We start from the raw sequence: 21,293 nt of genomic DNA on the forward strand, positions 1-21,293 counted from the left end.
AATGCACGTTCCTATTCGTGCTGACATTATCTTACAAAATGTTAACGCTTTCAATATTAAATTCATTGTTAATATAAAAATATATTTTTTATAAATTTATAACCAATTGATTATATAAATTAGTCATAGTGCATTTTATAATACACAAATAAAGCGCTTACAATAATACATTATGGAGGTTGAATAATGAAAAAAACCGGATTCTTTCTTTCCCTGCTGCTCGTATGCTCGATTGGTCTTGCGGGATGCGGCAATTCCGGAGCCTCTTCGGGCTCAAGCGGTGACTCAGATGGCAAAGTAACGCTCACAGTCACACACTATATGGTCGAGAAGCCCAAGGTAGATACCTTCAAAAAATTGACCGACAAGTTCACTGAACTTCATCCGAATATCAACTTCGATATTCAGGTTATGCCTGTCGACAAGTATAACGACAATATCAAAATGAAAGTCGCTGCCGATGATCAGCCGGATATTATTTTTGGCCGTCCACAGGGTATGGTCGATATTACCAAATCCGGTGCCTTTCTCGATCTGACCAACGAACCTTTTATGAAACGGGTCAAATCTGATTACCTCCCCAATGTCTCTTATGATGGCAAAGTCTACGGGCTGCCGATCGACCTGATGACCAATGCTGTGATTTACAATAAGGATCTGTTCAAAAAAGCTGGCGTGGAAGTTCCCAAAACCTACTCCGAGCTGGTCGATGTTACTAAAAAGCTGGAAGCCAAAGGTATCACCCCTTTTGCCGCTTCCTGGAAAGATGGCGCTTCCTATATGAGCTTTATGTTCCCGGATATGTTCGGCAACCTGCTCAAGGATAACCCGGATTACCCTGGACAAATTATGGCGGGTGACAAGAAATTCTCCGATATCCCGGGCTATCGCGATTTCCTGCAGCGCCTCAACGAACTGAGCAGCCATGCCAACAAGGATGCCAAGGATATCGATTATGACCGTTCACTGCAGTATTTTGCGCAAGGCAAAGCAGCGATGGATATTATGGGCAGCTTTGCGATCGGTACGATCCGCAGCTATAATCCGGAAGGCAACTTCGGTGTCTTCATGTATCCCGCGACTGACAACCCGAATGAGAATGTAATGACGTACTCTACCGATGACACCTGGATGATCGGGGCCAACTCCGAACATCTGGATGCTGCCAAGCAGTTCTTTGAATTTATGGCGTCTGATGAAGGCGCACAGATCTGGGCAGATGGCGTACAGACAATCAGCACAATCTCTGACGATATCAAACCCAAGGAACAAGACCCGATTGCAAGCGAATTCCAGGAAATTTTCAAATCAGGTAAAGTGGTCAATAACCAGGTCAAGCCGCTCTGGTATGGACAGTATGATACTACTTTCGGACAGGATATGACGTTCTTCCTCGTCTCCGATCCGGCTACCCGCAGCGTCGATCAACTGCTGCAAAAACTGGATGATGACTTTGTTAAAATCAACAGAATGAATTAACTTCTCAATCGACGGTGTCAGGCGAGTACCGCTCTCTGTCGGTATCCGCCTGATACTACATACAAGTCAGACGATGCAATGAATTTTAATCCTGATGAACCATGGAGGTGAGCGTTATGACGCATCGAATCCGGGATGAATGGGTCAAGTTTACTTTTATTATCCCTGCCCTGCTGTTCTTCGTGCTCGTCGTGGTCTTTCCGTTTATACGCGGCCTGAATATTGCTTTTACCAACTGGGATGGCATCGCGCCAACGTATGACTACGTCGGGCTACGCAATCTGCAGCTGCTATTCACTGATACCGAATTGCTCGATCCGATCAAGAATACATTGCTGTTCACCGTTATCACCACAATCTGTATCAATGTATTTGGCCTACTGCTCGCGGTAGCGCTGAACACCAAGTTCCCCGGCGTGAACCTACTCAAAAGCTTTATCTTTATGCCGATGGTTATCAGCCTTGTGCTGGCAGCGATTATCTGGCGCTACATCTACAGCGATATCTTCCCGATTCTATTCCAGACCGATGGCGGACTACTCGGTAACCCGACTACTGTCATGATCGGGATCGCTATTATCTGTGTCTGGAAAGAAATCGGTCTTGCCATGGTGATCTACTATGCCGGATTGCAGACGATTCCCAAAGACATGTACGAATCGGCTCGCATCGATGGCGCGACCAGCTACAAGCAGTTCACCAAAATCACGGTACCACTGCTGCTGCCGGCTTTTACCTATTGTATTCCGCTCTGGATCGGTACTGGATTGCGGCAGTTCGATTATCCGATGGTCGCGACCAAAGGGGGGCCGGTACATCGTCCCAGACGCTTGCCATGTATGTCTATAACTATGAATTCCCTTATTTCAAAGCCGGCTACGGACAGATGTCAGCCCTTGTGCTGTTTGTATTTATTCTGATCGTAACCGTAATTATCACCAGCTATTTCCGCAGAAGGGAAGTGGAATATTGAATACAACCCATCCAGCTGCTGCTACCGTACAGGTACAAGAGCCTCGTCCGCGCCGCAAATGGTCGCAGATTCTGCGTGTCGCTCTGCTGTATCTGATCGCGATTCTGTTTCTGTTTCCCTTTTACATTGCTGTGGTCTACTCGATCAAGACACCAGTCGAGACAGCGCAGAGTCCACTAGCCTTTCCGACTCATATCGCCTGGTCCAACTATGCAGAAGCGATCGAAGCTTCGAACTTCTTCCTCGCGCTGCGTAACAGTGTACTGACAACCGTCGGTACGGTCGCGCTGACAATTGCAGTCTGCTCGATGGCGGCGTATGTCATTGCCCGGAATAATACAAGATTTTATAATTTCTTCTACTATCTGTTCATGTCCAGTATCATGCTGCCGTTCCAGGTGCTGATGTTCCCTCTGTACAAAACATGGAGCGAGCTGAGTCTGCTCAATACGATTCCGGGACTGATTATCGCGCTAACCGGGGTGCAGATTGGATATTTTGCATTTCTGTATGTAGGATTTATCAAAACGGTGCCCAAAGAGCTGGAGGAATCGGCTGTGCTTGACGGAGCGTCACGATATCGGACGTTCTACAGCATTATCTTCCCGCTACTCAAGCCGATTAACTCGACGATTCTGGTGCTGAGTGCGCTTGGTGCATGGAATGACTTTGTTGTATCCATGATTCTGGTGCAAAAGAAAGAAGCCTCCACACTGCCGCTGGTACAGTTCCAGTTCTTCGGGGAATATACTTCGCAGGTGAACATGGCGTTTGCCGCGATTATTCTATCGATGATTCCGATTATGATCTTTTATCTGTTTGCACAGAAATGGATTATTGGCGGGGTCACGGCTGGGGCTGTGAAAGGGTAACGGAACAGTACGTGTTTGTGTTTGTATTCATATTCAAAATGGATTGTAGTTGCAATCTTATCGAAAAACAAGAAAAAGCCGCTATACACTACAGCGGCTTTTTTCTGTTTTCAGTTTTTCTCATTTACTATGAATAGACTTGTTATCATTAGGATTTTGGAACAAAGTCTCCGCCAAATGATGAGCGCATCTGGGATTGCACCTGTACCGCTTCATTCACATTGGAAGCTACCTGGTTATTTAATTATCAAACCAGAAAATGATTCTTATTTCCTCATCGCTGCGAATCAAGTGTTCTTTTTTCATCTGTTCCAGTTCTTCTATCAGATTGGTAAAAGTCAAATTAAGATAGCCATTCCATTCTTTGAGGATCAGTTCTTCATTGTCCGGCTTGCCACGTCTTACATCAATAAAAGGCAACGCATATCTCTTTCCATCTGCCATCCATTCTTCATGTCTGACATAATCTTCAGGGTGAACCCACCCTTGCAGCGGCATAATATCACCATATCCACTATCTTTTAATTCTTTAAGGGTATAGTGGGAGGCATGATGAAAATCTCCGCTTCCTTTATTGAAGTCATTATTAAAATCGATATCGTAGTCATCTTCATATCTTCTTTTTATCAACTGATCCATATCATCCGGAATCCCCCGGTAAAATCAATAGGCAGATAGCTCTCGTTGTCCCCATCTCCTCGAACTCCTGCTAACAGAAAGAAAAGCCCATAATCACGAACGCCATAAAGCAGACTTTTACGAATAAAACCCTGATCTTCTGTAACCATATATTCTGCCCAACCATCGCTCCTATAGTAAGAGTCGATATTAATCCACTTCCCCCACAGATACCCTTCACAAAAAAGTGTGATATCACATCCCATACGATCGGCTCCTCGTCTATTGAATCGTTAAGTAGGTATGTCTTGCCGGTTTAATGACTTACGCAGTATATTTATTACAATACTCATCGCGTCTTAGCTTAAAAAGACCTATCATTTACATAGCAAACGAGGTGCATAATATGATATCTATTGAAATTCTATCCTCCGAACAATTTCCGCCTATGGAACTGCTGCTGTCTGCCGATCCTTCACCTGCTATTATTCAAGACTATCTATCTCGCGGACAGTGCTATATTGCCCGTCAGGATCAGACCATCATTGGCGTGTATGTACTACTCCCAACGCGTCCAAAGACGGTTGAGCTAGTTAATGTAGCGGTTGCTGAATCTCATCAAAAGCAAGGGATCGGCAAGCAGCTGGTTCAACATGCGATCCAAACGGCACGAGAGCAACACTACCATACGATAGAGCTGGGCACTGGCAATTCCGGTGTATCCCAGCTCGCTCTGTATCAAAAATGCGGATTTCGAATTGTCGGCGTTGATCCGGATTTTTTCGTCCGTCATTATGAAGAACCGATCTACGAGAATGGTATCCAGTGCCGGGATATGATTCGGCTGATGCAGGATTTGCACAGTGTGCATAGACTGGAATAACTGTATGCACCCGCGCCTATTCCATATTCTCCGGTATCACGAATAACAATAAAATCGGTATGCCATATGATACAAAGTAGCCTCATTAAGCAACGATTTCTTCTTATTTAGAACATGGATGTGATTTTACCGGTGAACTTGTCCACATCGTACCAGCCGTAAGTTGCCGTATGGCTGGTCTCTGCATCATCCTGGACGACTTCGTATACATGTACCGTATATTTGGTGGACGTTTCGGAATCGACTTCTACATAGAGATGAGAGGATTCAGCAATTTTGTATTTTTTGCGTACCAGCTGAATAGCCTGCTGTTCGGTGACTTTTACAACAGGCTGCTTGCCTATGTATAGATTCTGGTCGTACATACCAATCGATTTGCCCAATGATTCGCTCATACTTCGTGCCGGTACATAGGTGGTTCCCTGATAGATCAGTGCTTGCGTACTGCCTTTGGAACTGCCGTCAACAAACATACTGATTTTCTCCTTGATCGCCTGTACGTGTACATCCTGAGCCGCTACCACTGTAGCGCCTGTGAGCAGGGAGCCTATCGCTATACCTATGACTAACCCTTTAACTTTGTCTTTCATACATTACATCCTCTTTTCCTGCTGAGATTAGCTTCATGTGTATTGTATCAAAAAAACAACCCACTCACATGGAGGTGAACGCTATGTCTGCATCTGACTATCAGGCCCCATCCAATCTGAAATTCCCGAACAGTATCTTCCATATTGATCGCGAGCATATGCCCGCTCTCTTATCTGCTATAGGAACAGATCTGCAGGACGAGATTGCAGAGCAGCTTGCCGGGAAAGATTATGCGCTGTATCTCATTCTGGCTGTAGAAGCTGCGCAGAAGAAGGCTGCTGAACTGGCACCGACAACTTCGAAATGGTCTCTTCCGTGGTCTCATCCATTATCTATGGATCTATCGCTCTGTTCGATTGATTGTGCGGAGCAATGTCATCTCGAACATGGTCACTCGCTGATCTTCTGGTTCTACTCCGAAGAGGGTCCCGAGAACTGGATGGATGGCTTCAGCGACCATTTCTATGATATCACAGTCGAGGTTGATGCCGACCTGCTGACGATTCGGCGCGTATCCGGACCGAGCCGTTGACGCTGACTGTTCGCCGCCTAGCCCGACCCCTTTGCTGATGCTGGCTGTCGACCATATATGCGAATCGGGCTGTCAACGCTGGCCGTTTGTAGCAGCTAATCATACTGTACGACATAACGGTTGGCTACCTACTATAGTAAGCCGAACAACCCCATCTCTATACAGTAATATTACCAAGCTAAACCAACGACCTATCAAGCAACTCGATTGACAATTTCAAAGGAAAATGCCGGGCAGAAGGTATTCCTTCTCCCGGCATTTTCGTTTTAATTGAGCTGCAGAACGATATCTTGTTTGCTCTATCGTTACTTTATCTGCTTGGCTGTTTCAGTAATTCTCATTCACAATCCATTCCGCTTCGGCATCGTCTGCGCGGTAATGGGTCAGCAGCTGATTCATGGCGTGACGGATAGCAGCTTCCGGCGTATGCTGTCCCTGCTGCTCCAGTACATCCGGTGCCGACTGCTTGCCAGGCTGGTAGAAATGACTGACTTCATGGAAATACTGCTCATTTCGGTCCTGCTTCACACGGATCACTACCCGGCTCTTGCCCAGCTTGGCGTGCTGCAGCCAGATCTCCCATTCTCCGACAATCGTATAACAATCTATAATTTGCTCATAATCTGCGAATAGTTCGATAGGTTGGCTCATGTTCGCACCTCCGTTGATTTGTGACAGTCTGCTGGTCTCACGCAAGTATATTACCCACTATTCAGCATCTGTTCCCTTTGCGGATGCCTCATATTATAAAAGCCCCCGCAAAAGGAAGTCAAATTCCGCGCATCCTGTCACACTTGAATGGCGACTACCATACAGCCAATCTTCATCGTCACTGCAGATTACTTCACTGCTGCTCCTTGGTATACGCACGAATATCGTCAAAATAAAGCGTCCCCGCAGGCACATCGACAGCTTCCGCTTTATTGACATAGATCGAGAACATACGGATATCCCGTAGCGCCTCTGCATCCATCGTCTTGCCGGCGTTCGCTGTATCCCATGGGGCAGGCTCGAACTCGCTAAATGGGATCTTCACCACGCCTGATTCTGTACTACGCAGTGACGGATACGCTTCGAAAGAAGTTCCTCCTGCATTGATCTGAATCACCAGCTTGTTGCCACTTCCATCCGGCTTCAGCCAGAACTGCAGCGCATCCGTTCCGGACCAATCGGCACCCTGCATATTCAGCGATTCGCCGGTATAGCCCTGAGCAGCCAGGGTATAGTCATATTTCAGACCATAGCGTCCATCCTGCTTGTTCCCGGTATCCAGCGAGATGGTATTGGGATCGCCTGCCAGGGTATAGGCATTATCCAGCAGTTCATTGCTTCCTTTGTATGTCTCAAAGGTATCCACAACCAGTGGATCGACGCTGCCGTCACTATCGCTTACATAGACCTGAATCGTTTGCGTGAGCACCTGTCCATTTTTGAGATAAGCTTTGACGATCAGTGGAGTACCATCTTCCGCAAGTGTAGCATCCGGCTGCCAGCTGGCAGTGTAATACATTCCCTGACGGTCACGGGTAAGCTTATGCTCGGTCGCATCGGTACGCGTCTGGTAAGTCACCCGGTCTATTTTGGCATCCAGAATTCGCACACGAAGTGTCGACGGCTCACTTAGCCGTACTGTCTCGTTATTGGTTGGAGAGACAATATGTAGGAACGGCTGCTCCTGCTCTGTTTTCACCCGTAGATCGTAAGGCTGTGCAGCCTGCACTTCTCGGTCAAACGCTGTATACGGATCTGCGTAAAAGTCGGTAAAATCCGGCAGCAGCTCATGGTCACTGAGTCCATTCGGCGCATTGCGATACGGTACGAAGATCGAATCGGTACCAAAGTTCGCCCAGGTCAGCATATAGGTCAGCTTGCTCGCTTCGGGGTCATTTTTGAGTGCAGACAGCAGCCGGGTATAGAACTGCAAGTCTTTGGTACCTGTCGGCTTCACATTGGAATAGCCGAACTCTGTCAGTGCCGGCACTTTGCCTTTCTCCTCTGCCAGCTGGACGACCAGTCGTGCATCTTTTACCACATTGTCATACCAGACAGAGGTATTGCCATCATAGTAAGCATCCAGGCCAAGAATATCTACATAATCATCGCCCGGATAGGTTGCCAGATACGTCTCCCGGCTATCGTTAAAAGGAACATTCGGCGAGAAGGCATACAGGAAGTTATGTACCCCTTTGACATCGCGCAGGTATTCGACGGTATAGCGATAGATCTCGATATACTGTTCGTTCGTCCGGTACGGCGCACCCCACCAGAACCAGCCGCCATTCTGCTCATGGAACGGACGGAAGATAACCGGAATCTCTTCGCCACGATCATCTTTTAGATGCAGGGCAAAGTCCGCGATTTTATCCAGAAAAGCATTGTATTCTGCGTGTTTGTCCCCACCCGGCAGGATATGACTGATCACATTGCCCTTGGTATCGTAAAAGTCGCCGCCAGTCACAAAGTTCGGCATATGCGAACTCAGTGCCAGCACGCCGCCCTGCTCGTAAGCCGACTTCATCACCCGTACCAGCTCATCCCGACTCTGCTCTGCCGTACCGCCGTATACGCCCGGCTTCTCTTTACCCTCCAGACTGAGCGTATCCCAGCCAAACATCCCCGGCAGATCACCGACCGAATTCTGCACCTCCGACTGGCTGCCGTCATGGGCAGTAATAGCGATGCCTTCGGTCGTCGCATGCTGGTGACCGAAGATGATTTCCTTGCCTTGCAGCTGATTCAGATAAGCGAATAGTGAACGTGTAGAACGGGTAGCATTGTGATCTGCGAGGTTGACGGTGGGTTGCCTGGACTTGCTGCTCTCGGTGATGGTTGGTGTGGATGAAGTACTGCCGGATTCTGCCATGGCGGAAAGAGTAGGTGTGAACGCCAGCATAGCGGTGAGAATACCAATCGTAAACGGTCTAAGATTGCTCATTTACATCGCTCCTTGGAATAATGTAGGTATAACGAACCGAACATCTGCATAACGATGGAAAGCTATACGATTAATCTTTTAAACAGATAGAGCGCTTACAAGAGGAATATAACAAACTTTATTCGTTTGCTGAATACGATAATAGGGAAATAAATACTGCTTTATCCTATAATGCAGAACCTACCAATTGATGGTATCGATAAAAAAGCCTCTGGCTGTAATTTCGCCAGAGACTCTGTTCTTGAATCGTTTTATTTAATAAGGAAGATGAATTAATAACGGTATTCCATACGGCCTTGATACCAGCATTGTCTTTCATTGCCGTAGGTAGAGTATTGATATGAAGTAAGTGTACCGATGTAACCTTTACCATCATCATGTACAATTGTTCCACACGCCTGATTGGAGGCTACCAAACGAGTAACACTGTTGGTCCAATACCAATCAGCGGCAGCAAATCCGGAAGTGGCTGGTAGTAATAAAGCCAGGGACATAACAGATGCAATTATTTTCTTTTTCATTCTACATGTCTCCTCTCATTATTAAATCCTTTCTACCGTATCACATAATCCATAATTTGTAAAATAAATGCGGTAAATGGAAATAAGGCTCTTGATCTTCATTCTTCCTCTTTATAGATATTTTTTGACATTTCTATTTGCTACTGCTATTTTCAAATGACTACGTTTTTCGGAGGATTGGCTCTATTCCGTAGAATTACAACGAGGTGGTGCTCACCATTTATTTATTAAAAAACAAATTAATATACATCATCTTACTAATGGCTCTGACACTTGTTGCATCAGGCATCGCTTATCACTATCAACAACAAAGCAGCGATCTACAGGAGAAAATAGACCGGGAATTCACTTCTCAAATTGGCTATCTACAGCATCAGCTGGAGCGATCACATGCAGATTCTATTACAGAAAATCTGTATATGCTGCAAAATCATGCTTCCAAAGCTAATGCCTTTTCCAGATTAACCTCTTATTATATTAATCAGCCTCAGATCAATGCACTGACCGGACTGCTGGAGAGTTTCTTTGCCAACTATACCGCGGAGAATCGAAGTATGACGGATGGCCAGCTGCAGCAGTTCATAGCTGACCTGGAGCAGATAGGCCGGGAGCCGGATAATTTCGAAGCGATCGAAAAGATTAAGCTGCTGTTAGTGAATATCGATAGCAAATGAAAGTTTATAAATAAAATGCCGGCAGCCCTGTATGGGTTCCGGCATTTTTGTATTTATGTTGAGATTTATTTTTTGCCTTTACATAGCTACTGGTACATCCTCAATGATCTGGTTGGATGTGAAAAGGCTCTATAGCGATCAGAACCGGGTATTAGCGAAACCGCAGCAGCTCCTCTATCGCCCGTTGCTCTGCTCGAAAGATGGTGGATTCAACCGTGTCGTCTCCAGCATAGGCAGCCAAGACAGTTTCGGTGGTTGGGATGATGATTTTGACACAGCCTTTCCGTTTTGACTGATGATCCACATATGTAAAATACTCCTCTCTTAAGTGCTATGAGAGGAGTATCGTATAAAATTGGTACGGTGGGAACATGAAGTAACAAATCCTTGCATAATATTCCTTTAAGGAAACAGTTTATCTCTAAATTAATATAAATTTTTGATTCAATTTAGTTTTTAATAATCACTTTTTCTCTATTAAATTATAAATCATCTATCAATTTAACATTTTCTTCTCCGAACCAAGCTTTTGCTTTTTCTACTACTTTAACATTAGGTTTGTGATAATAAATCACTAAGTTTTCCTTAGCTCTAGTACAACAAACATAGAAGATTTTCTGTGTTCTTAAGAGTACACTAGGTGTTCGGCATTCATTAGTAAATAAAGATTCAAAATTAAAATTATTCCATTTTCCATTGTCTAGTACTACAAAAACATTATCAAATTCTGCCCCTTTAATTTTATGTTGAGTTGAAAAAGGAGTATAACCTTCTAAATAAGAAAACAAGTTTTGAAACTCTTTAAATTTCACCGCTTTTACTTTATTAAATATATAAGAATTATCATTCACAAAATACTGAAATGCATCATCTTTCTTATATAAGTTATTTTCATCAGCATAATTAATTACTTCTTCTATAGTACATTCAGACATTGACTCTATTTTAGAAATAATATCTTTCAGCCTTTTTTTATCTGATACATTACGTATAGAAAACTGTGTCTTTCTTATAAATTCATTTAAAGAATTATTGTTATATAACTGGATCAGATTTTGGATCTTAAAAAGATGCTTAATTAGATTATCTCTTTTAGAGCTTCCTTTACTAGTATCATCTTTATCTTGTTTCTTATCATCAATAAGGCAAGCAGGGTCTAAATATATTTTTTTCACTTTTGAAAATGGCTGATTCTTTAACTCCTCATAGCTTTCTTTATTTTTATAATCTTCAATCAAAACATCTATTTTCAATTTATCTTTATTGGGTTTGCTTTTTAACTTTATTGGAAATAAAGAAATTACTTCCTCAAAAGTTAGATTCTCATTAATAGGATTCTCTTCTTTTTTAATCTTGTTATTAAGTTCGTTCTTAAAGTTAATTATTGGATCTTTTCCGTAAATATCCATCAAAGTTGTAAATCCTGCTTTGTATGCTATTAAATTGTGAGTTAAATATAACTCTTTTGTCTGCATTGAATTATTAAAATTCCATCCAGAGAAATATTCTGTATTTTTTATTTGCTTTAAATCATAGGAATCCGATTCTGTTAAAGAGTACAAAAATGTGATTTTCCCTTTTTTTATTTCTCCGTTTTGCATATTAGGTGCTTTATCATCTTCTGATGGTTTCTGTATTAGATCATCCGTTCTTAATTTATTAGCTAATTCAATCACTAATTCTGGATTTCTGCGATTCTGTTCTTTTTTCACTTCAATAACTTCTTGATTTTCCAAGTATTTATTCAAATCTCCTATACCTGCATCATAAATGGACTGCATAGAATCTCCAAAAAAACCTATTGTGCTTCTTTTATTGCTTTTTTTTAATGATTCCAAAAAAATGTTAATTACTAATGGATGAGTATCTTGATACTCGTCTATTAGTATAAAAGGAAATTTGTCTTTCACAATATCACACAATAAAGTATGCTTTTCAAACATATAAGCAGATAACTCAATCACTTCATCATGCGATATCTTCCCTTGCCTTATTCTTGAAATTTCACCATACTGAATTGATATTCCTAAAGAATTAAAATAATCTTTATTGATAACTCCTTCAGGATCTACAAAATTAGAATTTTCATCTAACAAAAGGTCCACAATACTGGTTTTCATATTTTTTTGAAATGATTTTATATTTCCCCATAAAAATTCATGTATTGTGGATACATATAAATTATCATGATTAACTCTTTCTTGAATTTCTTTTACTGCAGCATTGGTATAAGTCATACAAGCGATTTTCTTGTTTGGATTTTTATTTATTATTTCTTTTATAACTTGTACTAAAGAGTATGTTTTGCCACTGCCAGCCCCACCACTCAACAAAAAATTTTTACATTGATCTACCAAAGAAATAACCCGTGCAACCTCAGGATCTAATTTTCTTTCAACCATAATAGTCCCTCTTTTATATAGTGTGGAATTTCCCATGTCGTATTTTCTGCTGCTGCAACTAATAAAATTTCCATAGCAAATGAAGGTTTTTTATCAATACATGATTCAGCTAAATCGTAAGAGTCAACATTAGTATCCTTAAATTTACGTTTATTTTTCAAGCTTTTAAATGATTCAAGATTATCGGTTATAAATTTTTTGTTTATATGAAAAAAAGAATCTTCGAAACTTCTTGCATGATAATATTTCTTATCAGCGTTTTGTTCTTCTGTTTGAAAAACAATTAGGACATGTCCTATCTGATTTGATAACCACTCATTTGTTTGAGGACATCTTTTAAGAGTTCGCTCAGATGTATTAAAAGATTTAAACTTTGTAAAATCTTCATTAATAGATTTACCAAAGAAATACTCTAAAGATGAGTTAGTAGTAATCTCCCCCTCTTCAACTCTACACTTTTCTCTGTTTCCTTTTTTTGCAGAATCAATATCAGTTATAATTAAAGATTTAACACCAATAAAATTAATAAATTTTTCAAAAATATGTGAATATGCTCCAACTTCTACTATAGAAATATTTTGAGACAACATAGGATTCTGTATAGATTCGCAATCAATTTTACGCATCATTTCAGGGAGTAATATTCGTTCTGTATCTCCTTCTACAAAAATAACTTTATCAACGAAGAAAAGTTCTGAGCGATGTAATGTAAGATATTGTTTTAAAAATTTAAAGTGTTCTTCTTTACTATCATTCTTATATTCTTTTTCTAAATCCTTTAAATTTTTAGCTGTAACTCCATGATCATTTTTCATAAAATACTTTATATCATCAAAATTACTTTCTGCAGTAATATGACAGGAATGCGTAGTTATTATAGTTTGAAGGTTAAAATCAATTCCATCATCTTCCCCAGTACTACTTTCACTTAATACTTTCTTGATATTTTTAATAAATATATATTGCATCTGTGGATGTGTATGGGCTTCAGGCTCTTCGATAAATAATAAGTTAATATCTGCTGGTAATTGGTTTTCTTTGTTCTGCCTTTTAAAATTGCTCAATAACAACTCTAACTCGAAAATCATACTAATAAGGTTTAGGTATCCTAAACCATTGTAGTTCTCAGGCAATAAATTAAGATCATTATAGTTATACATTACCGTTGTATTATCTTTTAGTAGTTCTTTATGCTGCAAAGTTGATATAATTTTTATTATGGAGTCACCTTCTTTGGTTCCTCCAAATTTGCCTACTTTTTGTATTATGTTATCGAATAATGTAGTGTAAACTTTATTTAATTGGACATCCGTCTTACTCAGTTCTTCTTTAAACTTTCTAACTTCATCAGTTTCATTTTCTTTACTTTCTTTTGATTCGTAATATTTAGAAGATAGGAAAGAGAGAGTTTTATTAGAATCTAAATTAGAGACATTACGTTTTGCACTTATTAATTGAAAATTAAGAATTTTATCTAACTTTATTTCATTTTGGATCAGGTCTATATATTCTTCCTCTTTTTCCTTCTTTAAATCAAAACTATATTCTAAGGACTTCTTTTGTATAACGAAGTACTTTTTATGATTACTTCTTAAAAAATCAAAAAATGTTTTTTTATGTGATTCCAAATTTGTATCATTATCTTTATCTATATTTAATTGCAAACTATGTTTTGTATCAAATTTTTGATAGTCTTCCTTTAATTTTTTATAATATTCTTCTAATAAAACATACTCAAATTTTAAAACAATTATTTTATTGTCTGGATCTAAATCAAGCATAAGGCTGCTCAGATTAGATAAGTTATCATTCTCCTCATATTCTATATAAATATACAAAGATATTTCTGCATTAGAGTAAGGTTCTATTTCATTTTCTATCTTATCTTTTAATTCTTGTTGAAACTCAATATTAAAGTCATCAAATGTAAAACTATTTCGATCTGCTTTACTTCCTACAAATTTTTCCAGTATAGATAATAATGAAGTTTTACCGCAATTATTTTTACCTATTATTAGCGATAAATCATTTTCTAAATCTAATTCTAATGATTTTAAAAGTCTAAAGTTCTGAACTTTAATCTTTTTTATTTTCATTTTTCTATCTCCTAAATGTTATTTAAATTAAGCCTGCACTTTCTTTTTCACTCTTAAAATCATCTCAACTAATTCATCTCGCCCAATCAGCCGCACATTATTCGACCGTGCCAGATTAACTGCTTGCTGCGTATACCCGCTGTTCGTCACTACCCAAGCCGCCGAAGCCTTATAATGTGCTACCGCTCCATAAGCTTCCTGCACTGCCTTCAACCCTACATTCTTGCTATACCGCTTGGCCTGCACCACGATCTTCTCGCCATTTCGGCTGATGACCAGATCCGCGCCATAATCACCTTGCGCCTGTGTAGCATTTGCTTTGTATCCTTGCAGCCGGAACAGCTGCTCCAGATACTTTTCAAATTGGATGCCGTCCATCTTGTCGATCTCGGCAATGCCCGAGCGGCGCAGTCGATTGAGTCTCGCTTCATTGATCAGGCGACTAACCAGCGCTACCGCGATGATCCCGATCACGATTACCATAGCGGCAATCATGAGGCTTTTGGTGTAATACAGCATTCCGAGTCCGCCCAATATAACGAGGCTACCTATTGCATTAACTGTCTCCTGCTGCTGTTTCTTTTTGCTTTTTCTCCGTGCCATTCGTACTTCCCCTTTATCTCTATTCTGGTTGTATTTATACTTTACTGTGCATTCTCGCCTTGATCTGCTGCCCTATCAGCTTTCTCTTCCACCCACTTCGCAAATCCTTCCACCCTGCTATAGCTCAAATACAAATACTCCATCGCTCTCGTCATCCCGATATAGAACCGCGACACTTCCTCATCCCACTCTTCTTCCTTCGCCTTCTCTCTCGGCATACCATCCACATTCACAATAAACACCGTCCGGAAATCCATGCCTTTGGCACTGTCGATCGTGGAGATCTTCACCGTCTCCTCATAGCGGTCAAAGCTGTCCTTGGTTCGCTTGTTCTCGGTGAACCAGTTGTAGGGAATCTGGCTCTGGTCCAGTCCCTGACGGATCGCGTCGATGATGTAGTTATTGTTGTAGCTGCCTTTGACCCGGTACAGGATCGCCATGTCGGTGTAGTTGACTTTCTTTGTTTCATGCAAGTGTTGCATCTGCTCCACTACCCACTGCATCTCTTCCTGAATGGAGGCACAGTGACGGGACAGCGGTTCCGGTCCTCTCCGCTTGGTGCCCTGCGGCGGTATGATCTCGGCGGGTTCGCTGGTGGTGATTGTCGTCTGGAACTTGTCGCGCAGCTTGGAGTGCGAGCGGTAAAAATCCCAGGCGTAATTCACGATTTGCGCGGTATTGCGGTAGTTGATGCTCAATACTTTGGAGCGTCCGCGGAAGTCGAGTCCGGTGTTGCGGGACAAACTGACTTTGCGGCGGAAGATCTTTTGCGCTTTATCTTCGACGATTAGCAGCGACTGGGTCTCGGGATTGAGCGCTTTGCTGATTAGCTCCAGCCACTGTGGCTCCAGATCCTGACCTTCATCCACGAGGATGGCGTCATACTGCGGCGCGGTTAGCGTTCCTGCGCTTATCTGCTCCAGTAGATTGTTAATCTGGCGTTCATTTCCCAGTTCACCCTTGGAGAATTTAATAGGAAAGCGTCTGTACAGCCAGTCATGGAATGTCGTAATCTCCATTTGCTCGGGCCATCGGTCATCTCTTGTATCGCCGGATGATTCTGATTCCATCTCCGACCATTCGAACAGATCTTCCGGTTCATTCAGCTTGTGCATGATCATACTGCGGATATTACAGGATAGCGGACTGCCGTAGCAGAGGACGAGAATGCGCCAATCCGGATGTTCATGCAGCAATGTACGAGCGCGACTCGCGAGAATAAGTGTCTTACCGCTGCCAGCGACACCGCGAATGAGTCGATGACGGTCACCGATCTGCCGGGCGAGTGATTCCTGATGCAGATCCATTGCTTGAATATTATTTAGCGACAGCAGCAGATCGTCCTGGTAATAGGATCGATCTCGTATATCTGCGCTTATCCGTACCTCGGGGAATAGATGATAGCGGATCGCTTTCATGTCTTCTTCGCTGAGCATCTGATTACGGTGGAAAGCAACCGGGAACATACCGTTGAGTCTTTCCAGTAGACGATCCCGGTCAAAATGTTCGTCTTCCGCGTCGATTTCTTCCCGGGTCAGAAGAAGATGCATATCAATGCAGCGATGAATTTCATTACGGATGATATGGGTCTCTTTCATACGGGTGAAGACGACTCCATGTCCATAACGGAACTTGAGATTATTGGAATAGATCCCTGTCTGCTGGAGCAGACTACGGTCTTTTTTGAGTTTTTTCTGGATATGAAATGAATAATTACGGGCCTGCGAGATCGGGTTGATGATAGTCTCCAGAGTGCCGGTTCCTTTTTGTGTATGTAGCTGCCATTCTTCGGGTGTGAGCTGGTACAGGGTATTCTCGGTATAATCTTTGACCTCCAGTACGAGCAGGCCAAGATCGGGACCGATAATAACATAGTCGGGTCGTCTGCCATTGATATGAGGTTCGTAATAGACGACATAGTCGTCAGGCAGGTGTTTTTTGAAGGTGTTAAATAGGGTACGTTCACCAGCAGTTGCGCTGCCTCGGATTGTTTCCGGAATCATGTATGCCATAGGTGTATGCTCCTTGCTGTCGCCGATTCCGTAAGTAGGGATTCCAGTGCTTCTGGAATGGTGACGGGGATTTATTTTAAATTTGTAGGTATATTGATTGGTGTAAATAGACACTATTAAGCAGGTTAGCCGCTTTAATCATACATCTTTTGAACTATATTGGAAATACCTTTTTTGTTAATTTGTGTATTAAAACACTCTTTCATACAACAAAAGCTGCCTACATCTCTCTCACAGAGCAGGATGTAGGCAGCTTTTTTATATACGTATTTGGAATTAGCATAGGAATAATTACATAAATGTGATGCCTATTATCTCCCTATCTTTTTCGCTTCCTACTACTCTTCTTCTCCCATTCTGTAGGATTCGCAGGCAACTATCTTTTATTAAATAAGCATGTATAAAGAAACTGTAAATGAACTGGTAAATTCTCGTTAAAAATGCCTTTTAAAGCGTATTTGCAAACTATAATCACACACTTTTTTAATAATTGGATAATTTATACACTAAAGTAAAATATAAGTTGAAAACGTTCATAAATCAGTTATAATCAACTCGAAATCACCTATTCGCAATTCAATACAAAGGAGACGATGCAATGAAGTTAACGTATGTTTTTTTGAGGACGATGATCATGCTCTTGCTATTCAGCTGGGTATCCCCGGAGCTCAGTTCTTCTGTGAATGCTGCCGGTACACCTCAGCCCGCTGAAGACAGCTCATCGCAGCCAGGTACACGATCAACCGGAGGAGGTGGCATGTGTTTTCCTTATCTGACCTCCAATTCAGACAATGCAACGACTACTGCAGATACATATATAACACCGAATACGGCTCCCTCTCTTCCTCTCTCTCGTTCCACCCAGGCTCCCCTGCCTGTTAACACCTCCTACGAAACAGCTATCGAGCTGACGCCGGGTGTACCGATTGAAGGCTATCTCCCTCCGGATGATCAGGACTGCGTCTGGTTCCAGGATGCACTCTATTACAAAATCACCGTCACCAAGACGCAAAAAATCACTGCCCTGATGCTCGTTCCGCCGGGTCTGGATTACAGTATGTATCTGGAAGGCACGGCTTCTTTTCGACATAAGGGTCCTTATGACCAGCTCAGTTATGTAGCCCAGCCAGGAACCTACTATCTGCGCGTCTCTGAGGGACATACCCGCGGTAGTCTCACTCAGCCGTTCAATTTGAGAGTCATGCTGTCTGACAAGTTCGATGATTATGAACGGTATTCCGATGACAGTTCGGCGACAGATGCCTATTACCGGGGAACTTCGGTGCAGACGATAGACAATCTGTATGATGAAGATTGGAAAATGTTCGGTATTGACTACCCGGGGACCACTACGGTTCGCCTGGATAACCCTTCTGCCAAAGGTGTATATAAAGTCGAAATCTGGGATTGGGCAGACAATGTGATTGCCACCGTAAAGCAAAATGAGACCAAAACCTTGCGGCTGCCAGTTACCTCGTACTTTGTTCGTGTCTATGCTCCATCCAAGTATGATCCGGATGTGCCTTATACATTGACCATGGATACCAAATATGATCCGCAGCCTGTCTGTGACTGGGATGAGGAAGAACCATGGAAATGGGTATGTACAGGGCCTTGATTGAATAGAGGAAACGAATAACTGCCTCTATAGAAACCAAGCTGCTACAAACAAAGATGGTAAAAACCAAAACGTTAAAAGCAAATAGGTTCTGATCTGTATTCCAACTCCTAAAGGGGATTATTCAATGAAATCAAATCCATTTCTATCCAAAATCATGGTTACGCTGCTGGTAGTCAGCTGGGCTCCAGGGACACTGGGATCGCTCACATCTGCCGCAGGTCTGGATCGATCAGATACGGGCACGATCGTTACAATCCCTGCCGATTCGATTACCAATTCGCTTCAGCCAAATAATGCGGCGGTACCTGTATCTGAACAACCAACAGCAACTGCCAATACCTATCTGGCAAGCAGTACGCCTACTCTGCCGCCTGCTGTGGTGACGCCACCTACCAATACAACCAGAGAAACCGCGATTGAGATTAAGCCTGATACTCCGATCGAATCTTACCTGCCTCCGAGCCAATCTGATGGCCAGGGGAATTACAGCGGCGGCGCTCTGTATTACAAAGTTACTTTGACAGAAAGACAAAAAATGACGTTCATGATGCTGATGCCGCCAGGAATTAATTACCATATGTTCATGGAATCCACTGCCGGATTCCGCAGCAGTGGCCCTTACCAGCAGCTCAACTATGTGGGCGGACCGGGAACCTATTATCTGGAAATCACCGAAGGCGGAACATCCGGCAGTCTTACAGTGCCATTTAATCTGAGACTGATACTCAGTCCGAAAATCGATAACTATGAGCAGTATTCCGACGATTCCTTTGTCACGGAAGTGTATGACTGGGGCCCGACCCGCCATACGATCGATAACCCTTTTGATGAAGACTGGAAAGCATTGAATATTCCTGAAAATGGTAAATTAACGCTGTCGCTAGATAATCCGTCCAACTCCAAAGGCGTATACAAAGCGGAATTGTATGATCAAAGCTCCCGGCTGATCGGAACTGTCTACCAGAATGCTCCCAAAACATTCGATATTCCGATGAATGGATATTACACCCGTGTCTATTCTGCCAAGGGCTCTTACGATCCGGATGTGTATTACACGCTAAGCCTGGATTTCAAGACGCCTCCAAAACCAGTCTGTGACTGGGAAATAGGCGATGTTTGGGTATGCACGTGGCCTAAATAAAGAAAGATGACGCATCCTATCACACCTGCTATGAATCATAAGCACATCTGTCTTTATCCCAAATTACAAAGGAGCTCACCCCATGAAATTCAGACCGTTAATGCTCAAAACAATAACAGCTCTGCTGCTGACCGCCTGCATGCCTATGAGCAGTCTGGCTGCTGATGCCGCGGGTTCTTCTCCGGCACCAGCACTACAGCGTACCGCCCAGACGAATGGCGTAACAACACAGGGCGATGTATCCGATTGTCTGCCATATTCCAACCCGGGAGATCCACCCGGCGATGATACCGTATCCGTAGATACGTATTCGGCTGACCCGTCCCTGGCTAATCCTAACATCAAAAAGGGAACGGCGCCTCCTCATATGCCTACCAATATATCTTCAGAGTTGGCGATTGAGGTGAAACCGAACACACCGGTAGAAGGCTACCTGCCTCCGGATATGCCAGGCTGCTTTTTCTGGCCAGGTGGTGTGTGGTACAAAGTGAAGGTAGACAAACCCCAGAAAATCACGGGATTACTGCTGACTCCACCAAGTCTGAATTACAACTTGTATATCTATTATGAACGTTCCGGCCCAGCGGATGTGGATGCAGTCGCAGTATCTTACCGGACCAAGGGTCCTTACCAGCAGGTCAGTCATGTTGTAAATCCCGGCACTTATTACTTTTTCATTACCACGAATAAGTCGAACGGCAGTTTTACCCTGCCATTCAATTTTAAAGTGATCTTAACGGACACATATGATAGTTACGAGAAATATTGGGATGACGGCCCTACTACAGAAGCCTATCTCGCAGACCATTCCAATCCCATGATGCATACGATTGACAATCCGTTTGACGAGGACTGGGATTCGCTTAGTTTTGATGTAGAGGGAACCTTTACGATTAATCTTAATAATCCATCCAAGAAGAGTGTATACAAACTGGAAGTTTTGGATATGAAAGAAAATGTAATCGAAACCGTGTATCAAAATACGACCAGGACGTTCCGATTGCCACTCGACAATTACCACACACGCGTCTATGCACCGAATCCTTCCAAATACGATCCAACTGTCCCTTATGCCCTTTCGGTAGACTTCAAGCCTGATCCGCAGCCCGTATGTGGATGGGGGGATGATGATCGACCATGGGAATGGGTATGTACCTGGCCGTGATGTCGATAGAATTTTATAAAGAGAGCAACTATTAACAAACAAAAACACGCTGCTGCCATTGGCTTTAGCGTGTTTTTGTTTTAACTGCACACAGTAATTTTGATAATAACGTTGTATTTTAGATAGGGCATTCATAGCTTCTTATCACAAATCAATCGAAGATACATAACCCTCA

At 42.6% G+C, this 21,293-nt stretch carries 20 protein-coding genes; 10 read left to right on the forward strand and 10 right to left on the reverse strand.

Annotation, left to right across the window (positions count from 1 at the left end; translation table 11 throughout):
* The first annotated feature begins 186 nt into the window (after positions 1-186).
* The 3 genes from AR543_RS15785 (at position 187) to AR543_RS15795 (ending at position 3,324) form a co-directional block, all read left to right on the forward strand.
* The gene (locus AR543_RS15785) at positions 187-1,479 is read left to right on the forward strand and encodes an ABC transporter substrate-binding protein (RefSeq protein WP_060535411.1); all 1,293 of its coding nucleotides are present in this window, start codon (positions 187-189) and stop codon (positions 1,477-1,479) included.
* Between the two features lie 116 nt (positions 1,480-1,595).
* Entirely contained in the window at positions 1,596-2,399 is an 804-nt protein-coding gene (locus tag AR543_RS15790) for a carbohydrate ABC transporter permease (RefSeq protein WP_060535412.1), read from the forward strand.
* A gap of 49 nt (positions 2,400-2,448) precedes the next feature.
* Entirely contained in the window at positions 2,449-3,324 is an 876-nt protein-coding gene (locus AR543_RS15795) for a carbohydrate ABC transporter permease (protein ID WP_060535413.1), read from the forward strand.
* Positions 3,325-3,564: 240 nt separating this feature from the next.
* Here AR543_RS15795 and AR543_RS15800 read toward each other — a convergent pair whose 3' ends face one another.
* Complete coding sequence (locus AR543_RS15800) at positions 3,565-3,963, reverse strand: hypothetical protein (protein WP_060535414.1); 399 nt, start codon at positions 3,961-3,963, stop codon at positions 3,565-3,567.
* A complete protein-coding gene (locus AR543_RS15805; RefSeq protein ID WP_060535415.1) occupies positions 3,951-4,208 on the reverse strand; it encodes a hypothetical protein in 258 nt (85 codons plus the stop codon). The genes AR543_RS15800 and AR543_RS15805 overlap by 13 nt, the downstream gene beginning before the upstream one ends.
* A gap of 140 nt (positions 4,209-4,348) precedes the next feature.
* Between AR543_RS15805 and AR543_RS15810 the strand changes: the two genes are divergently transcribed.
* Positions 4,349-4,825 carry a GNAT family N-acetyltransferase gene (locus AR543_RS15810; RefSeq protein ID WP_418304199.1) on the forward strand — a complete coding sequence of 159 codons (477 nt, stop codon included), beginning with the start codon at positions 4,349-4,351 and terminating at the stop codon, positions 4,823-4,825.
* Positions 4,826-4,932: 107 nt separating this feature from the next.
* On the opposite strand, the gene AR543_RS15815 is transcribed toward AR543_RS15810, so the two are convergent.
* Positions 4,933-5,415, reverse strand: a complete 483-nt coding sequence (locus AR543_RS15815; protein ID WP_060535416.1) for a hypothetical protein — start codon at positions 5,413-5,415, stop codon at positions 4,933-4,935.
* 83 nt (positions 5,416-5,498) lie between these two features.
* On the opposite strand from AR543_RS15815, the gene AR543_RS15820 reads away from it, so the two are divergent.
* A complete protein-coding gene (locus AR543_RS15820) occupies positions 5,499-5,948 on the forward strand; it encodes a hypothetical protein (RefSeq protein ID WP_060535417.1) in 450 nt (149 codons plus the stop codon).
* Positions 5,949-6,275: 327 nt separating this feature from the next.
* On the opposite strand, the gene AR543_RS15825 is transcribed toward AR543_RS15820, so the two are convergent.
* The 3 genes from AR543_RS15825 to AR543_RS15835 form a co-directional block, all read right to left on the reverse strand.
* The gene (locus AR543_RS15825) at positions 6,276-6,599 is read right to left on the reverse strand and encodes a hypothetical protein (protein ID WP_060535418.1); all 324 of its coding nucleotides are present in this window, start codon (positions 6,597-6,599) and stop codon (positions 6,276-6,278) included.
* Positions 6,600-6,792: 193 nt separating this feature from the next.
* Positions 6,793-8,883 (reverse strand): glycosyl hydrolase, encoded by a 2,091-nt coding sequence (locus AR543_RS15830; protein WP_060535419.1) that lies wholly within the window; start codon positions 8,881-8,883, stop codon positions 6,793-6,795.
* A 272-nt stretch (positions 8,884-9,155) separates the two neighbouring features.
* Positions 9,156-9,404, reverse strand: a complete 249-nt coding sequence (locus AR543_RS15835; protein WP_017813025.1) for a hypothetical protein — start codon at positions 9,402-9,404, stop codon at positions 9,156-9,158.
* Positions 9,405-9,664: 260 nt separating this feature from the next.
* Here AR543_RS15835 and AR543_RS15840 point away from each other — a divergent pair, with 260 nt between their 5' ends.
* Together AR543_RS15840 and AR543_RS24345 are read left to right on the forward strand one after the other, a co-directional pair.
* Positions 9,665-10,078 (forward strand): hypothetical protein, encoded by a 414-nt coding sequence (locus AR543_RS15840; protein ID WP_060535420.1) that lies wholly within the window; start codon positions 9,665-9,667, stop codon positions 10,076-10,078.
* Positions 10,079-10,109: 31 nt separating this feature from the next.
* Positions 10,110-10,370, forward strand: coding sequence for a hypothetical protein (locus AR543_RS24345; protein WP_158523984.1), 261 nt, complete (start codon positions 10,110-10,112; stop codon positions 10,368-10,370).
* A 190-nt stretch (positions 10,371-10,560) separates the two neighbouring features.
* Here AR543_RS24345 and AR543_RS15845 read toward each other — a convergent pair whose 3' ends face one another.
* From AR543_RS15845 to AR543_RS15860, 4 genes are read right to left on the reverse strand one after another with little or no spacing between them, the layout of a single operon-like run.
* Positions 10,561-12,480 (reverse strand): UvrD-helicase domain-containing protein, encoded by a 1,920-nt coding sequence (locus AR543_RS15845; protein ID WP_060535421.1) that lies wholly within the window; start codon positions 12,478-12,480, stop codon positions 10,561-10,563.
* Positions 12,462-14,576, reverse strand: coding sequence for an AAA family ATPase (locus AR543_RS15850; RefSeq protein WP_060535422.1), 2,115 nt, complete (start codon positions 14,574-14,576; stop codon positions 12,462-12,464). Before AR543_RS15850 ends, AR543_RS15845 begins: the two co-directional genes overlap by 19 nt.
* A gap of 27 nt (positions 14,577-14,603) precedes the next feature.
* On the reverse strand, positions 14,604-15,179 hold the full coding sequence (locus AR543_RS15855) for a restriction endonuclease (RefSeq protein WP_064505595.1): 576 nt from the start codon (positions 15,177-15,179) through the stop codon (positions 14,604-14,606).
* A gap of 41 nt (positions 15,180-15,220) precedes the next feature.
* The gene (locus AR543_RS15860; protein ID WP_060535423.1) at positions 15,221-17,191 is read right to left on the reverse strand and encodes a 3'-5' exonuclease; all 1,971 of its coding nucleotides are present in this window, start codon (positions 17,189-17,191) and stop codon (positions 15,221-15,223) included.
* Between the two features lie 598 nt (positions 17,192-17,789).
* Here AR543_RS15860 and AR543_RS15865 point away from each other — a divergent pair.
* From AR543_RS15865 to AR543_RS15875, 3 genes are all read left to right on the forward strand, one after another.
* On the forward strand, positions 17,790-18,809 hold the full coding sequence (locus tag AR543_RS15865; RefSeq protein ID WP_060535424.1) for a hypothetical protein: 1,020 nt from the start codon (positions 17,790-17,792) through the stop codon (positions 18,807-18,809).
* A gap of 127 nt (positions 18,810-18,936) precedes the next feature.
* Positions 18,937-19,953 carry a hypothetical protein gene (locus AR543_RS15870; RefSeq protein WP_060535425.1) on the forward strand — a complete coding sequence of 339 codons (1,017 nt, stop codon included), beginning with the start codon at positions 18,937-18,939 and terminating at the stop codon, positions 19,951-19,953.
* Between the two features lie 82 nt (positions 19,954-20,035).
* Positions 20,036-21,118 carry a hypothetical protein gene (locus AR543_RS15875; protein WP_060535426.1) on the forward strand — a complete coding sequence of 361 codons (1,083 nt, stop codon included), beginning with the start codon at positions 20,036-20,038 and terminating at the stop codon, positions 21,116-21,118.
* Positions 21,119-21,293: the final 175 nt, after the last annotated feature.

It is taken from the genome of Paenibacillus bovis (genome assembly GCF_001421015.2).
In the GTDB taxonomy this organism is placed as follows: Bacteria; Bacillota; Bacilli; order Paenibacillales; family Paenibacillaceae; genus Saccharibacillus; species Saccharibacillus bovis.

Excerpts from the sequence above, each read along its gene's own strand:
- AR543_RS15785 (WP_060535411.1), top strand. The coding sequence starts at position 187 with ATGAAAAAAACCGGATTCTTTCTTTCCCTGCTGCTCGTATGCTCGATT.
- AR543_RS15790 (WP_060535412.1), top strand. The coding sequence starts at position 1,596 with ATGACGCATCGAATCCGGGATGAATGGGTCAAGTTTACTTTTATTATC.
- AR543_RS15800 (WP_060535414.1), bottom strand. The coding sequence starts at position 3,963 with ATGGATCAGTTGATAAAAAGAAGATATGAAGATGACTACGATATCGAT.
- AR543_RS15805 (WP_060535415.1), bottom strand. The coding sequence starts at position 4,208 with ATGGGATGTGATATCACACTTTTTTGTGAAGGGTATCTGTGGGGGAAG.
- AR543_RS15810 (WP_418304199.1), top strand. The coding sequence starts at position 4,349 with ATGATATCTATTGAAATTCTATCCTCCGAACAATTTCCGCCTATGGAA.
- AR543_RS15815 (WP_060535416.1), bottom strand. The coding sequence starts at position 5,415 with ATGAAAGACAAAGTTAAAGGGTTAGTCATAGGTATAGCGATAGGCTCC.
- AR543_RS15820 (WP_060535417.1), top strand. The coding sequence starts at position 5,499 with ATGTCTGCATCTGACTATCAGGCCCCATCCAATCTGAAATTCCCGAAC.
- AR543_RS15825 (WP_060535418.1), bottom strand. The coding sequence starts at position 6,599 with ATGAGCCAACCTATCGAACTATTCGCAGATTATGAGCAAATTATAGAT.
- AR543_RS15830 (WP_060535419.1), bottom strand. The coding sequence starts at position 8,883 with ATGAGCAATCTTAGACCGTTTACGATTGGTATTCTCACCGCTATGCTG.
- AR543_RS15835 (WP_017813025.1), bottom strand. The coding sequence starts at position 9,404 with ATGAAAAAGAAAATAATTGCATCTGTTATGTCCCTGGCTTTATTACTA.
- AR543_RS15840 (WP_060535420.1), top strand. The coding sequence starts at position 9,665 with ATGGCTCTGACACTTGTTGCATCAGGCATCGCTTATCACTATCAACAA.
- AR543_RS24345 (WP_158523984.1), top strand. The coding sequence starts at position 10,110 with ATGGGTTCCGGCATTTTTGTATTTATGTTGAGATTTATTTTTTGCCTT.
- AR543_RS15845 (WP_060535421.1), bottom strand. The coding sequence starts at position 12,480 with ATGGTTGAAAGAAAATTAGATCCTGAGGTTGCACGGGTTATTTCTTTG.
- AR543_RS15850 (WP_060535422.1), bottom strand. The coding sequence starts at position 14,576 with ATGAAAATAAAAAAGATTAAAGTTCAGAACTTTAGACTTTTAAAATCA.
- AR543_RS15855 (WP_064505595.1), bottom strand. The coding sequence starts at position 15,179 with ATGGCACGGAGAAAAAGCAAAAAGAAACAGCAGCAGGAGACAGTTAAT.
- AR543_RS15860 (WP_060535423.1), bottom strand. The coding sequence starts at position 17,191 with ATGGCATACATGATTCCGGAAACAATCCGAGGCAGCGCAACTGCTGGT.
- AR543_RS15865 (WP_060535424.1), top strand. The coding sequence starts at position 17,790 with ATGAAGTTAACGTATGTTTTTTTGAGGACGATGATCATGCTCTTGCTA.
- AR543_RS15870 (WP_060535425.1), top strand. The coding sequence starts at position 18,937 with ATGAAATCAAATCCATTTCTATCCAAAATCATGGTTACGCTGCTGGTA.
- AR543_RS15875 (WP_060535426.1), top strand. The coding sequence starts at position 20,036 with ATGAAATTCAGACCGTTAATGCTCAAAACAATAACAGCTCTGCTGCTG.